Source organism: Meiothermus granaticius NBRC 107808, assembly GCF_003574355.1.
GTDB classification, from domain to species: Bacteria; Deinococcota; Deinococci; order Deinococcales; family Thermaceae; genus Meiothermus; species Meiothermus granaticius.
In genome coordinates, this window is sequence record NZ_QWLB01000001.1 from 31,694 (window position 1) to 44,476 (window position 12,783).

Here is a 12,783-nt window from a genome sequence, read left to right on the forward strand (position 1 = left end):
GTAGCCCATTTGCCTTCACAAGACCTCCTGCGCGGTTTGCGCCTCCACCACACCCCAGATCTCCCACTCCACCTCCAAGGGCAACACCGCCTGCACCTGTTGGATCAGCGTGTAGACCTCTTTGGCAGTGGCCCCTCCCAGGTTGACGATGAAGTTGCCGTGTTCGTGGCTGATCATGGCCCGACCCACCGTAGTCCCCTTGAGCCCCTTTTGGTCAATCCAGCGGCCGGCCGAGTCACCGGGGGGGTTTTTGAAGGCACAGCCCGCGCTCTTTTTCTTGGGCTGGCCTTTGCGTGCGGCATCCACCAGCGCGAGTTTGGCCCTAACCGCCGAGGGGGTGCTGGCGTTGAGCTTGAGCTTGACTCGAGTGACCACCCCCCCTGGAGGCAGCGCAGAATGGCGGTAGCCAAACCCCAGCTCGGCGGGAAGATACCTGTGGAGCTTCCCCTCGTGAAAGATCTCCACCGCCTCTAAGGCCTCGGCCATCTCCCCGAATCGGGTCCCGGCATTCATCTTGACCGCGCCCCCCACCTGGGCCGGTACCCCGTACAGCCCCTCGAGGCCGGAAAGCCCTAGCCGGGCCGAGGCCTGAAGCAGCGTGGGAACCAACACCCCAGCCCCAATCCATCCGGACAAATCCCTGTTCCAGACAGTGAATTCCCCACCCAAGCGGAGCACCCGCTCGCTAACTCCGGTATCGGCCACCAGCAGGTTGGAGCCGTTGCCCAGCACCCGGTAGGGGCTTTCGGTAGCCCGGACCAGATCGGCGGGGGTTTCCACCGTCCAGACCTCGGCCTCGCCCCCTACTCCCAGGGTGGTCAGCTTGCGGAGGGGCAGCCGCTGGATGTTCACCGAACCCCCTTGGCCCCCACCAGGACCCGCCCCAACTGGGAGATGTTGCCCGCGCCAATGGTCAGGATCAGCTCGCCGGGGGCTGCGGTCTTGAGCAGGTAATCGGTTATCTCTTCCCAGCTTGCGTATCGGGCTTGGCGGGATTTCCCGCGCAGGTAGGCCTCGAGGTTTTGGCCGATCTGGGCGCTGGTCAGGTTCATCGGCTCCTCGCTGGCAGCATACACGTCGAGGATCAGGGCCTCATCGGCTTGCTCGAGGGCCCGGGCATACTGAGGCCACTCCTGCTCGGCCCGGCCATAGCGGTGCGGCTGGAACACCGCCCTTACCCGCAGCCCGGTGTGCTTGGCAGCCTGGAGCAGCGCGGACAGCTTGGTGGCGTTGTGGGCATAGTCGTCAACCACAATGGCCCCATTCAGCTCCCCGATCCGCTCGAAGCGGCGCCGCGCTCCGGTGTACTGGGCCAAACCGGTCTGGATGGCCCCGAAGGGCAACCCGGCCACCAGGGCTGCTGCTGAGGCCGCCAAGGCGTTGGCCACGTTGTGCTGCCCAGGAACTTGCAGCCGAATGGGGCCCAGGGCCTGGCCTTGCCAGACCAGCTCAAAGTGGCTTCCAAAGGGGAGCAGCTCGAGCCCTTGGGTGTGGCAGTCGCCGTGGGTGAGCGCAAAACCGACCCGGCGGGTCCCCTGGGTAAGCTCCCCGAGAAGGCTCCAGCGCTCCTCGGCGTTGTAGATGACCCACCGGGCCCGGTGGGCAAAACCGCGCACCGCCTCACACAGCGCCGCAAAGGAGGCGTGGTAGTTGGGCCGAGACTGGCCGTCGGGGGAGACGTGGTCGGCCTCGAGGTTGGTCAGGACCGCCACCTCCAGCTCCAAAAACTGGAACAGGGGGTCGGACTCGTCAATCTCGGCCAGGCGGAACCTCCCCCCACCGGCCCTCGAGCTGCCCCCAATCAAATCCAGCTGAGCCCCCAGCAGCACGGTGGGGTCGGTCTCAGCGGCCATCAGGATGCTGGCCAGCATGGCGGTGGTGGTGGTTTTGCCGTGGGAGCCGGTGACCCCCAGGCTGTACCCCCTGCGCAAGATTTCCCCCACCACCTGAATCCGGCGCCATACCGGTATGCCCAACAGGCGGGCTGTGGAGAGCTCGCGGTCGGTCTCGGGGATGGCGGTGGAAGCCACCAGCACGTCCACCTCGTGCAGGTGCTCGGGGTCGTGGCCCAGCCAGACCCGGATGTTCTCCCGCTCGAGCCCCAGGGTGATCTCGCCTAAACGCTGATCACAGCCGCTGACCCGGTGCCCATCGGTGCGCAAAATATGGGCCAGACCGCTCATCCCAATGCCGCCGATTCCCATCAGGTGGTAATGCTTGGCCCTGGCCGATTCAGGGACAGAGATACTGGTTTGATCATGCCAATTCACGCGGCCTCCAAGACCATCGCGGCTAACCGTTGGGCCGCCCCGGCGGGCGACAACCCCGTGAGTTTACCCCGCATTTCTGCCCGAAGGGAAGGGTTAAGCAAAAGGTTAAGCAGGGCGTTAAACTCAGCCCAGCTCTCCAGGAGCAGGGCGGCCTTTTGCCGGGCATAAAAGCCCACATTGGCCCGCTGAGCCCCTCCATCGAGGCTGGGGGAGAGGGGCACCCCCAGTACGGGAACCCCATGATACGCCGCCTCGGCCAGGGTTCCGGCCCCTCCCCGGGTGATGGCGAAATCGGCGGCGCTCCAGGCCAGTGCGGTGTCGAGGTAGCCGTGGATCGCGTAGTGGGGCCGCTCTTTGGGCTTCATCTGCTCCGTCCAGCGAACCCCACACTGGTGCAGCACCTGCCACTCCTCCAACAGGGGATAAAGCCGTTCAGGCAACTGGTCGTTGAGTTCCTTGCTGCCCTGTGACCCCCCCAACACCAAGACGGTGGGGCGGGTGGGCTCGAGCCCCAGCCTCTCCCGGGCCATCCCCTGCTCAAGGCGCTCCTCCCGCACCGGCAGGCCTACCACCTGGGTTTTGCCTTGGAGGCCCCTGCCGACCTCAATTGGGGTGGAAAGCGCCACCCTCCGGGCCAACCGGGCGAGCATCTGGTTGGCCAGCCCCAGCCTGGCATTTTGTTCGTGAATGACCAGCGGAATACCGCGTAAAGCCCCCACCAGGGCAGCAGGGAACCCGGCATAACCCCCCATGCTGAGCACCGCTTTGGGCCGCAGCTCGCGCAGCACCGCTCGAGCCGCCCATAGCCCCCCCAGCACCTTGAGGCCTTCTTGGGGGCGCAGGGCCTCGCGCGAGAGCTTCCCCGCGGGGATGATACGGAAAGGGAGACCGGCGCCAGGCAACACCCGTTCCTCGAGCCCGCCCTGAGCCCCCACATAGGTGACCGCTTCCCCTGCGGCCACCAGGGCCCGAGCCGCGGCCAACCCTGGGTAAAGGTGTCCGCCGGTACCGCCGCCCGTGACCACGATCATCCCCTAGGCCTCCAGAGCCTGGAGCGGACTCATCGGCTCCTCCTAGGAACCGCCGGGGCTTGCGCGCTCTCGCGGGCGGTTTCCCTCGAGAGGGCATGCAGCAAGCCCATCGCAATCCCCGCCACCAGCATGGAGCTGCCGCCGTAGCTCACCATGGGCAGGGGGGAGCCTGAGACCGGCAAGAAGCCGATCACCACCCCGATGTTCACCGCGGCCTGCAGGGTCAGGTAAACGGTTAGCCCCACCGCCATCACGCTGCTGCTGCCTTCGCTGTGCTTGGAAAGGTAGAGCCCCCGGTTCAGAATCAGGCCAAAGGCCAGCAGCACCATCAGCCCGGCCAGCCATCCCCCCGCCCAGACCACTGAGGCAAACACCATGTCGTTGTGGCCCTCCGGTAGGCGATGGGGCATGGGAGCCCCCACCCCCTGGCCGAACAACCCCGCCTTGATCATCAGCTTATGGCCCTGCGAGACCTGGTACAGCGCATCCAGATTGCTGAGGTCCCCCCGGTGATAGGCCAACCAGTTTTCGAAGCGCTCCCGCACGTATTTGAAGCGCTCCAGATAAAGCCCCGAAAAGGAGAGCACCAACAGCCAGGCGGTGCCTCCGATAGCCAGTAGCCGTCGCCACGGTACCCCCACCATCACCAGGGTGAACCCGGCCAGGAAGAGGATGGTCAGCCCAGTGTCGAAGTCCGGCTCGATCACCACCAGGCCAGCCCCCAGGCTCACCGCGATCACCGGCCCCAGGATGGGGTAGTCGGTGGGTTTGTTGTGGAAAAAAGCGGCCAGATAGAGCACTACCGCCAGCTTCATGAGCTCTGAGGGCTGGAAGTCAAAGCTGCCGGGCAGGTTGATCCAGCGCCGCACCCCCCCCGGGCCATCCCCGACGAAGAGCACCACCACGCACATCAGCAGGGCAAATAGGAAAAAGACCTTGGCCCCTTTGGCCACCCAGGCTGGGCGTAGCCTCGAGACCAAAAGGGTGATGCCCAGGGCGATCACAATGCGGATCAGGTGGTGCTCGAGGTGATCTACGCTGGGCCGGCCCAGGGCCTCGGGCATCGAGTCCGAGCTGGCCACCCCCAGGGCCGAGAGCGCGAACAGCAGGAGTTGAGAGAGCAGGAGAATGGGATCCATTCAGCAACCTCCGGGGGGGTCTAGGGCCAAGCCCTGGGGGCGAGACGGGTGGGGAGTGGGATCAGGACCGCGCATCATTAAACCCAACCTCCTGAGACGGTCATGGCGCACCCGGCCTCGGGGCCGCCTGCCGGACGACCTCGCGGAAGACCCTGGAGCGCTCCTTGTAGTCTTTGAACTGATCGAAGGAGGTAGCCAGGGGGGCCAGCAGCACGCTGCCGCTGGGCATCCGGCGCAGGGATTCCTGTACGGCTAGCTGGAGCGCAGCCCTTCCATCGGCAGCGGGGATGTCCACCACCTCGCTGAGGGAGCGGAAGGGGTTGGCCAAGCGAGGGCCGTCCTGACCTATGGCCAGGATCAGCCGAACCTTCTGCGCCACCAGGGGCTTTAGCTCCTCCACCGGGGCCCCCTTGTCCACCCCCCCCAGGATCCAGGCCACCGGAGGGGGGGCGGCCTCGAGGGCCATCCGCACGGAATCAATTCGGGTGGCGATGGAGTCGTCAATGAAGACCAAATCGCCAATGCGGGCAAAGGCCTCGAAGCGGCCTTCAGGGGTAGGGGCGGTGTCCCAAGCCCGGCGTACCCCCTCGCGGCTGACCGGCCAGTGGATCAGGCCGGCGTAGGCCAAGGTGGCGGCCTCGGCGGCGCGGAGGTTGGTCTCGCGCGGGGTGTCGGCGGGCTCAAAGGGGTGCAGCTGGGCCGGGGTGCCGGCAATTCCCGCGAGGATGCGGGGGTCTTTGGCGTTGTAGACCAGGGCGTCTTCTGCGGTGAGGTTTTGGATCAGGTTGAGCTTGGCCTTGTGGTAGGCCCCCAGGGTTTTGTGCCGGTCCAGGTGATCCACCCCCAACATCAAAAGCACCGCCACCCGGGGGCGAAAGCGCACCACGCGCTCGAGCTGAAAGCTGCTCAGCTCCACCGCAACCACCTCAGGGGGCCGCGGGCTGGCCCCAGGAACCCCAGGAGGGTCTAGGGCCTCGTCCACCACGCGGGTCAGGGGTGGGTCTATGTTGCCTCCGGCGGCGGCATGAATGCCCGAGGTCCGCAGGAGGTGCGCTGTAAACAGGGTGCAGCTGGTTTTCCCGGCGGTTCCGGTGATCCCGATCAGGGGGGTGGGGGAGTGGCGATAGACCAGCTCCGCCTCACCGATCACCTCCGCGCCCCCCTCGCGCAGGGCCTCCAGCCTGGGATGGTCTATGGGGACACCGGGGGCCGCGATGACCTGGCTGTAAACCCCGGGCCGGGGATCTGGGTCGGGCTGGAACCCCAGCGCTTGGGCCTTGGCGGCGTCTTGGGGCGTGAGGTGGTCGTCGTAAAACCATGCGGGCATTGCATGACGTTGCAAGTAGCCCAGCACACCCAACCCGCTGCGGCCCAGCCCGTACACCAGACGTCTCACTGCCGCCCCCACAGGCCCACGGCAAGCGCTGTGCAGAGGGCAGTTATGACCGTGAAACGAAACACCACCTTGGCCTCGCTCCAGCCCGAGAGCTCAAAGTGATGGTGCAGTGGACTCATGCGGAACAGGCGTTTCCCGGTGCGGCGAAAATAGGTGACCTGAATGAACACCGACAGCACCTCGAGCACCGGGATCAACGCCACCAGGGGCAGGTACCAGAGTCGGCCCTCGAGGATAAACAACCCGCTGATCAGGGCTCCCAAGGCCATGCTGCCGGTATCGCCCATAAACACCGTGGCTTTGGGGGCATTGTGCCAGAGGAACCCCAGCAGCGCCCCGATCATGGTCTGGCCGATGGGCAGCCCCACAAAAGGCAATAGGATCACCGCGCTGACCGAGGCCAAAAGGCCGTCCACCCCGTCGGTGAAATTGAAGGCATTAGTGGCCGCAATTAGCACCAAGGTAAAGATCAAGATGTCCAGTGCGGCATACGGGGTGTAGTGCACCTGGCGGCTGGCCCATACCGCGAAGACCAGGCTCATCAAGACCTGTACCGCCAGTTTTTCGCGGGCTTTGAGGGGGCGCCGCAGCGAACCCGCCAGATCATCGGCCAGGCCCAGCAGGGCAAACCCCAGGGTCAGCAGCCATAGCCCGGCCTGCCGATCCCCTCCGACCAGGGCGTAGATCAGGACGGCGCCCAGCAGAAACGCCACCCCACCCATGCTGGGGGTGCCGCTTTTGACCAGATGGCTTTGGGGCCCGTCGGACCGCACCTGCTTACCGAGGCGCAGGGCTTGCATGAGGGTGATCCACAGCCCCACCAAGAACCAGGAGAGCAGTCCAGCCGCGACGAGGTTCCTCATGGGGCCTCCAGAGCGGTTGCGGGCTTCATGGCAGCACCTCGAGGTTCAGGGAAAGTTTCACCAAAGCGCCGTTTTGCAGGGTATAGAGGGCACTGCTATCGCCTTTGAGCCCCTCGAAGCGGCCCTGGATGCGGCCCAGTTGGAGCCCTTCAGGGCTCAGCTTGTAGATCGCGTCTGGGGTCAGCACGTAGAGGTTATCCAGCACCACGGCGGCTTTGACCGGGCCGGGGAGGGGGATGCGGGTTTGATCCGGAAGGCGCAGGGCATCCTGACCAAAGGCGTAAACCCACTGCTCACCCGCCGCTAGGAACTCGAAATTCCCCTCGGCGACGAGGTTGCGATCCAGGTAGAGGCCTTGCGCGTTGATCCAGAAGAGCCCATAGCGGGTGGCCACCGCATCTTTGGCCTTGTAGGGATAGCTGCCCTGGCCCGGTAGGTAGAGCCGGTCCTCGGTGGCCACAACCGGCAGGGGCTTGCTGTGCATGAAGCGAGGCACCCCGGGCAGCGGTTGGCTATCGCGCAAGAAGCCATTTTGGTAAATCAGGAGCTGGAAGGGATAGGCTGCGTACAGGGTATCGCCGTTGCGGGAGAGGGCCAGGGGGGTGGAGGGAAGGGCCAGGTCCATTCCGGCGGCCCGCACGATGCGCCCCTCGGCCACGCCGCCCTCGATGAGGATGGGTTTTTCGTCGCGGGTGCCCAGGGATGCCTGGTTCTGAGGCATGCAGGCCCCCAGCAGCCCCAGCAGGAGGAGCCAGAAGCGCTTCATGTGCGCTCCTCCTGAGGCCAGAGCGTCAGCAGGCGCTCGAGCCCCACGCTGCGGCTGGCCTTGAGGTACACCAGATCCCCTGGCCGAACCCGCTCCTGGAGCACTTGCACGGCTTCTTCCAGGGTCTCTACCGCCACCCCACCGACCTCGGTGGCCTGATCTTTGGCGAACCCGCCTATGAAAATCAGGTTTGGGCTGACCAGGGCGGCCATGTGAGCGGCCTCGAGGTGGTGTTGGTAGGCCTCGTCTCCCAGCTCGGCCATGCGGCCCAGCACCAACCACTTGTTCCCAGGCTGGGTACGCAAGAACTCCATCCCCGCTTTGAAGCTGAGCGGGTTGGAGTTGTAGGCATCGTTGATGAAGATAACCCCGCCCTTCTCGAGCCGTTCCATCCGGCCTGGGGGCAGGCTGAGCCCGGCCAGGCGCTCGACCACCTCGCCCAGGGGCTGGCCCAGCATCTCGGCTGCGGCCAGCGCGGCCAGGGCTCCCAGCGTAGGCCCCACCCCAGGGTAGGGTAGGGTGACCTTGTGCGGGCCAAAGCGGAAGCGGGTCCCCTTGAGCGAGAAGCGCACCTCCTGGGCCTGAAAATCCCCCTGCTCGAGGCCATAGGTCTTAACCTCCGGTAGGCCCAGCAGGGCAGCGGCTTGGGTGCTGGCCAGGCGCACCGGGCTGACCTGAAGCAGCCAGGATTCCTCGCGGACCACATTCTCGAGGCTACCCAGCCCATCCAGATGCTCTACCCCCAGACCGGTGAGCACCGCAAACTCGGGCCGGGCCAGGTAGGTGAGCTCGGCCATCTCCAACAGCCGGTCAATCCCCAGCTCCACCACCGCCCCTGCCGCCTGGGGAAGGTGCAAAAAGAAGCGGGCCAGGCCAGGGGCATTGTTGAGGTTGCCTTCGGGGGCTGGCCAGCCCAGCCCTTGGGCCAAGCACTCCTTGGTGGTGGTTTTGCCAGAGCTCCCGCCCACCGCCAAAACGGTCCCCCTAAAGCGTTCCCGCAAGGCCCGACCCACCGCGATCAGGGCGTGCTCGGGCTTGCCGACCTGAACGCTGGCGTACAGGGGTACGTCGGTGACGGCAAAGCTGGCTCCTGCCTCTAAGGCCTGCTGAGCGTATTCCCGCCCGTGCACGCGCGCCCCCGGCAGGGCAAAAAAGGCCATGCCCGGGCGGGCTTGCCTCGAGTCCCAACCGATCTCATGCGCCGGTTTTGCCCCTGGGTGCACCGTTCCCCCGGTCAGCTTGGCAACCCACTCCGGTGTGAGAGCAAAATCCCTATTTAGCGCTTGGTGTGTATCATGCACAATACCCTCACCGATTCGCCAGTTTACCGGTTTTATTCCGAGATTCCAGCTGGTCCAGCCGATGGAAGTCTGGAGGGATCCCCCACAAGGCAAAGAGACCGGCGGCGATGTCGTGAAACACCGGGGCGGCGATGTACGCCCCGTGAATGCGCTCACCCTTGGGGTGATAAAACACCACCACCACGGTCACTTTGGGGTTGTCGGCGGGGATGAACCCGGCGTAAAGGGCACTGAACACGCTGGGGGAGTAGCGTCCGTTGATCACCACCTGGGCGGTCCCGGTTTTGCCCCCCACGTAGTAGCCAGGCAAGAAGGCGCTGCGGGCGATTTTCTCTGCGTTATCCCCCAGTGCTGTACGGATGGCCTGAGCCACCTCGGGGCGAAAGATCGGCTCGCCCTTTACGCTTTGGCCCTCGAGCAGGGTAGGGGGCAGGTACACCCCGTTGTTGGCCAAGGCGTTATAGGCCGCAGTGAGGTGCAAGGGGGTAATCAGGAAGCCTTGGCCGAAGGTGGCGTTGGCATACTCGATGGCCCCCCATTTGGCCAGGGGCCGCAGCTTGGGCTCGGCCACCGTGACCGCAGGCAGGGGTTTGCCGTCGGCCAGATGCAGCTTTTTCATGTAGTTGTAGAGGAAATCGGGCGGCAACCGCTCGGCCAGGCGGCTGATCCCCACGTTTGAAGAGTACTCCAGCACCTCCCGTAAGGTTAGGACGGAGGGATGTTGGATGACGTCATTGATGGTCCAGCCCCCCACCTTGCGCCACATCGGGGCATCCACCCGGCTATCGAGGGTTGCAGCCCCTTCTTGCAGCAGCACCGCCGCGGTAAGGGCTTTCATGGTGCTGCCGGGCTCGATGGGGACAGAGAAGGCATGGTTGCGCCAGGAGATATTGGTCTGGGGGTTGCCCCTGGGGGCGCTGGGGTCAAAAGCGGGGCCATTGGCCACGGCCAACAGCTTGCCGGTGCGGGTTTCCATGACCAGGGCAGTCCCCCAGTCCGAGCCCGAGGCCTGGAGCCACTTCCAGAGGGCCTGCTCGGCGATGGCCTGTACGGCAGGGTCTAGGGTCAGGCGCACCGTGCTTCCGGTGGCCAAGGTGGCCTGGAGGTCGCGCTCGAGCCCGGAAAGCCCCTTGCCATTGGCCCGCTCGCCAAAGCCGATCACCTGGCTCATCGAAAGCCCCAGGGGGTGGAGGCGTACGGTGTCGTTGGTGCTGGTGGCGATGGGGGTGCCATCGGCGGCCTCGAGGGTGCCGCGCGGAGGTGGGGGGGTGGGGATGCGGTTGGCTCGAGCGATCAGCTCCGGGGCATTGTGATAAAGGGTGTACAGCCCATACCCTAGACCCCCCGCGAAGACCAGGCTGGCCAGCGAGATCACCCAGGCGCGCGAAAGGGTGGCTTGGGTCATGGGGCTTTCCTTTCCCAACGGGCCAGGCTCATGGGGATATAACCGTTGGCCTCGGCCCACTGGCGCAGGGCCAGCGGGGAGAGCAGGTCGTAGCGCTGAAGGGTGAGCTGGGTCTGCCGCCGCTGGAGGTCCAGCACCTGGGCCTGCAGCCGGTCCAGCCGAGCCGCGCGCTGTTGGTTGAGGTAGCCGAAAGCGGTTAGCCCCGCCATCAGCAGCAGATAGACCCCAGCCCAGCGCCACAATGTGCTCATGGTGTTCCCCCTACCTTTTGTGCGGCACGCAGCTTGGCGCTGCGGGCCCGTGGATTTTCCTGTTGCTCCTTTGGGCTGGCCACAACGGGCCTTTTGGTCAGGGGCTCGAGGACCACCGAGTCCCGCAGAAAGTGCTTGACCACGCGGTCCTCGAGCGAGTGGAAGCTGATCACCACCAACCGCCCCCCTGGTTTTAGAACCCGCTCGGAAGCAGCCAGCAGCGCTTTAAGGGCCCCTAGCTCATCATTGACATAGATGCGCAGGGCCTGAAAGGTGCGCCGGGCCGGGTGTCCGGCCTCGCGAAACCCAGTGGCCTTGCGCACCACCTCGGCCAGTTGGGTGGTGGTGGTGAGGGGGCGTGCGGCCACGATGGCGCGCGCGATCCTTCCGGCTTTGGACTCCTCCCCGTAGATACGCAGGATATCGGCTAGCTCGTCCACCTCAAAGGTATTCACTACCTCTGCGGCGGTCGATTCGCCCGAGCCCATGCGCATATCCAGGGGGCCCTCATTGCGGTAACTGAACCCTCGTTTGGGGTCATCCAAGTGGAAGCTGGAAACCCCTAGATCGGCTAAGATCCCGTCTACTGCCCCGATGCCTAGCTCCTGAAGTTGGGGCTCGAGGTCGCGGAAGTTGGCCTGAACTAGGGTCAGATGGGGGAGATGCAGGGCTTGCACCCGGGCTATGGCCTGGGGATCTTGATCGAAACCCACCACCCTCCCACCCTGCCCCACGATGGCCTGGGTATGCCCTGCCCCACCTAAGGTGGCATCCACATACAGCCCCCCAGGGCGCACCTCGAGCCAATGCAGGGCTTCTGGCAGCAGCACGGAGGTGTGGGAGAGGGGCTCCATAACCATATCTAACCCACCAGGGTGCGCAGGGCCTCAGGCGCGGGCGGGCTTTCCAACACCTTGTTGATGCTCTCCCACCAGCGTTTTTCGCTCCACAGCTCGAGGCGGGTAGGAGCCCCGGCCACCACCACGTCGTTCTCCTCTTCCATCCCGGCGAACTTGCGCAGCGGGGGGGGGACCGAGATCCTGCTGGCGTTGTCCATCTGGGTCTTGAAGGCGCCTGAGTAAAAGAAGCGCACAAACTTTTGCGCTTCCAAATCGGTTAGGGGGAGGTTCAGCAGCTGCCGCTCGATGTTGGACCAGGACACCACCGGAAAGAGGTACAGGCAGCCTTCAATACCGCGGGTGATGACCACGCCATCCTCGACAAAGGAACGGAAGGATTGCGGGATCACAACCCTTCCCTTGTCGTCTAGGCTATACTGGAATTCACCGAACGGCATCGCCTTTCTATCTCCTGATGGCTGTGGTGGCCGCTCCTGGCCGGGGTTCGAGGACGGTCTCCCACCAACTGCACTGTTCTGTGACTCACCTTACCACAATTTCACCCAGTTTTACCACCACCTCCCACTTCCATCCCACTCCTCTACCACTCGAGGGCTAAAGCATGGACAACAACACAACACCCCAGGCGGGGCCTGGGGTGGGGGTTTCAATTGCGGGAAGAGGCGTAAGCCGGGTTCTGTTTCCACGGTCATCTCTCTGGGATGGCTGTCGCCAACCACCTCGAGCGTCACTGCCGTAGGTTCAAGCGGTTCGGGCTAAACCTCCCTGTTCGGACTTACGGACTTGCAGCGGATGGGGTTTACCTAGCTCCCCCTGTCTCCAGGGGCACTGGTGGGCTCTTACCCCACCGTTTCACCCTTGCCCTTGCGGGCGGTCTGCTCTCTGTTGCACTATTCCGTCGGGTTACCCCGCCCAGCCGTTAGCTGGCATCCTGCCCTGTGCTGCCCGGACTTTCCTCAAGCGGTAGCCCGCCTGCGACCGTGCCCTCTTCCCAAAGCTATAGTTTAGCCCAAACCGGCGCCGCAGTCACGCAGCCCCGCTATCCCTTGGCCAGCTTCTCGATCACCTTTCGTACCTTGTCGCCAGGGGCCGCGGGGCCCAAGGCCTTGGTCACCGGGCCAATTGCCGCCAGAGGGGTCTTGAACTGAGAGAAGTCGAGATTGGCCCGCACCCAGGCCTCGATCTCAGCCTCGCTCATCTCTCTTGGCAGATAGCGGTCCAGAAACTCAATTTCAAAGGGGTTTCGGTTTTCCTCGGCGATGACCCGCAGGGCCTTGAGGATCTTGATGGCCTCGGTGTCGGGAAGGGGACGGCCATCGCCTTTGCGGTCCATCTCGGCCTTGACTACCCGGGCGAAGTCTCGGCTGGCGGTATCGCCGCGCTTCATCGCCTCCACGATCTGCTGTTTGATGGCCTCATAAATTTGGGTGCTCATAGGGTTTAGTGTAGCGCCTGGCCCGGTCCCCTCGAGCCCGGCCTGGGGAAAGTATCATTGCTAGGT

13 protein-coding genes and 1 other RNA gene are annotated in these 12,783 nt (G+C 64.8%); all 14 read right to left on the reverse strand.

The features are described 5' to 3' along the window. Positions 1-15: 15 nt before the first annotated feature. The 14 genes from Mgrana_RS00135 to Mgrana_RS00200 all read right to left on the reverse strand — a co-directional run bounded on the left by Mgrana_RS00135 (position 16) and on the right by Mgrana_RS00200 (position 12,717). Positions 16-852 (reverse strand): UDP-N-acetylmuramate dehydrogenase, encoded by an 837-nt coding sequence (locus Mgrana_RS00135; protein WP_119355574.1) that lies wholly within the window; start codon positions 850-852, stop codon positions 16-18. Then, the gene (murC, locus tag Mgrana_RS00140; RefSeq protein WP_308629578.1) at positions 849-2,270 is read right to left on the reverse strand and encodes a UDP-N-acetylmuramate--L-alanine ligase; all 1,422 of its coding nucleotides are present in this window, start codon (positions 2,268-2,270) and stop codon (positions 849-851) included. The genes Mgrana_RS00135 and murC overlap by 4 nt, the downstream gene beginning before the upstream one ends. Beyond that, positions 2,267-3,301: a UDP-N-acetylglucosamine--N-acetylmuramyl-(pentapeptide) pyrophosphoryl-undecaprenol N-acetylglucosamine transferase gene (locus Mgrana_RS00145; RefSeq protein WP_119355575.1), complete on the reverse strand. Its 1,035-nt coding sequence runs from the start codon at positions 3,299-3,301 to the stop codon at positions 2,267-2,269. Before Mgrana_RS00145 ends, murC begins: the two co-directional genes overlap by 4 nt. 29 nt (positions 3,302-3,330) lie before the next feature. Next, on the reverse strand, positions 3,331-4,440 hold the full coding sequence (locus Mgrana_RS00150; protein ID WP_119355576.1) for an FtsW/RodA/SpoVE family cell cycle protein: 1,110 nt from the start codon (positions 4,438-4,440) through the stop codon (positions 3,331-3,333). Between the two features lie 100 nt (positions 4,441-4,540). Then, positions 4,541-5,836 (reverse strand): Mur ligase family protein, encoded by a 1,296-nt coding sequence (locus Mgrana_RS00155; RefSeq protein ID WP_240631182.1) that lies wholly within the window; start codon positions 5,834-5,836, stop codon positions 4,541-4,543. Continuing rightward, positions 5,833-6,699, reverse strand: a complete 867-nt coding sequence (locus tag Mgrana_RS00160; protein ID WP_119355577.1) for a phospho-N-acetylmuramoyl-pentapeptide-transferase — start codon at positions 6,697-6,699, stop codon at positions 5,833-5,835. The genes Mgrana_RS00155 and Mgrana_RS00160 overlap by 4 nt, the downstream gene beginning before the upstream one ends. Before the next feature lie 25 nt (positions 6,700-6,724). Then, positions 6,725-7,465, reverse strand: coding sequence for a hypothetical protein (locus tag Mgrana_RS00165; RefSeq protein ID WP_119355578.1), 741 nt, complete (start codon positions 7,463-7,465; stop codon positions 6,725-6,727). Next, complete coding sequence (locus tag Mgrana_RS00170) at positions 7,462-8,766, reverse strand: UDP-N-acetylmuramoyl-tripeptide--D-alanyl-D-alanine ligase (RefSeq protein ID WP_119355579.1); 1,305 nt, start codon at positions 8,764-8,766, stop codon at positions 7,462-7,464. The genes Mgrana_RS00165 and Mgrana_RS00170 overlap by 4 nt, the downstream gene beginning before the upstream one ends. Positions 8,767-8,773: 7 nt before the next feature. Beyond that, positions 8,774-10,171: a peptidoglycan D,D-transpeptidase FtsI family protein gene (locus tag Mgrana_RS00175; RefSeq protein WP_119355580.1), complete on the reverse strand. Its 1,398-nt coding sequence runs from the start codon at positions 10,169-10,171 to the stop codon at positions 8,774-8,776. Then, entirely contained in the window at positions 10,168-10,422 is a 255-nt protein-coding gene (locus Mgrana_RS00180) for a hypothetical protein (RefSeq protein WP_119355581.1), read from the reverse strand. Before Mgrana_RS00180 ends, Mgrana_RS00175 begins: the two co-directional genes overlap by 4 nt. Continuing rightward, positions 10,419-11,276, reverse strand: coding sequence for a 16S rRNA (cytosine(1402)-N(4))-methyltransferase RsmH (rsmH, locus tag Mgrana_RS00185; RefSeq protein ID WP_119355689.1), 858 nt, complete (start codon positions 11,274-11,276; stop codon positions 10,419-10,421). The genes Mgrana_RS00180 and rsmH overlap by 4 nt, the downstream gene beginning before the upstream one ends. A gap of 8 nt (positions 11,277-11,284) precedes the next feature. Beyond that, entirely contained in the window at positions 11,285-11,719 is a 435-nt protein-coding gene (gene mraZ, locus Mgrana_RS00190) for a division/cell wall cluster transcriptional repressor MraZ (protein WP_119355582.1), read from the reverse strand. 212 nt (positions 11,720-11,931) lie between these two features. Continuing rightward, positions 11,932-12,276, reverse strand: an RNA gene (gene rnpB / locus Mgrana_RS00195) — RNase P RNA component class A. Positions 12,277-12,321: 45 nt separating this feature from the next. Beyond that, a complete protein-coding gene (locus tag Mgrana_RS00200; RefSeq protein WP_119355583.1) occupies positions 12,322-12,717 on the reverse strand; it encodes a GatB/YqeY domain-containing protein in 396 nt (131 codons plus the stop codon). Positions 12,718-12,783: the final 66 nt, after the last annotated feature.

Coding starts and splice junctions, on each gene's coding strand:
- Mgrana_RS00150 (WP_119355576.1), bottom strand. CDS start 4,440: ATGGATCCCATTCTCCTGCTCTCTCAACTCCTGCTGTTCGCGCTCTCG.
- rsmH (WP_119355689.1), bottom strand. CDS start 11,276: ATGGAGCCCCTCTCCCACACCTCCGTGCTGCTGCCAGAAGCCCTGCAT.
- mraZ (WP_119355582.1), bottom strand. CDS start 11,719: ATGCCGTTCGGTGAATTCCAGTATAGCCTAGACGACAAGGGAAGGGTT.
- Mgrana_RS00145 (WP_119355575.1), bottom strand. CDS start 3,301: ATGATCGTGGTCACGGGCGGCGGTACCGGCGGACACCTTTACCCAGGG.
- Mgrana_RS00165 (WP_119355578.1), bottom strand. CDS start 7,465: ATGAAGCGCTTCTGGCTCCTCCTGCTGGGGCTGCTGGGGGCCTGCATG.
- Mgrana_RS00180 (WP_119355581.1), bottom strand. CDS start 10,422: ATGAGCACATTGTGGCGCTGGGCTGGGGTCTATCTGCTGCTGATGGCG.
- Mgrana_RS00160 (WP_119355577.1), bottom strand. CDS start 6,699: ATGAGGAACCTCGTCGCGGCTGGACTGCTCTCCTGGTTCTTGGTGGGG.
- Mgrana_RS00200 (WP_119355583.1), bottom strand. CDS start 12,717: ATGAGCACCCAAATTTATGAGGCCATCAAACAGCAGATCGTGGAGGCG.
- Mgrana_RS00175 (WP_119355580.1), bottom strand. CDS start 10,171: ATGACCCAAGCCACCCTTTCGCGCGCCTGGGTGATCTCGCTGGCCAGC.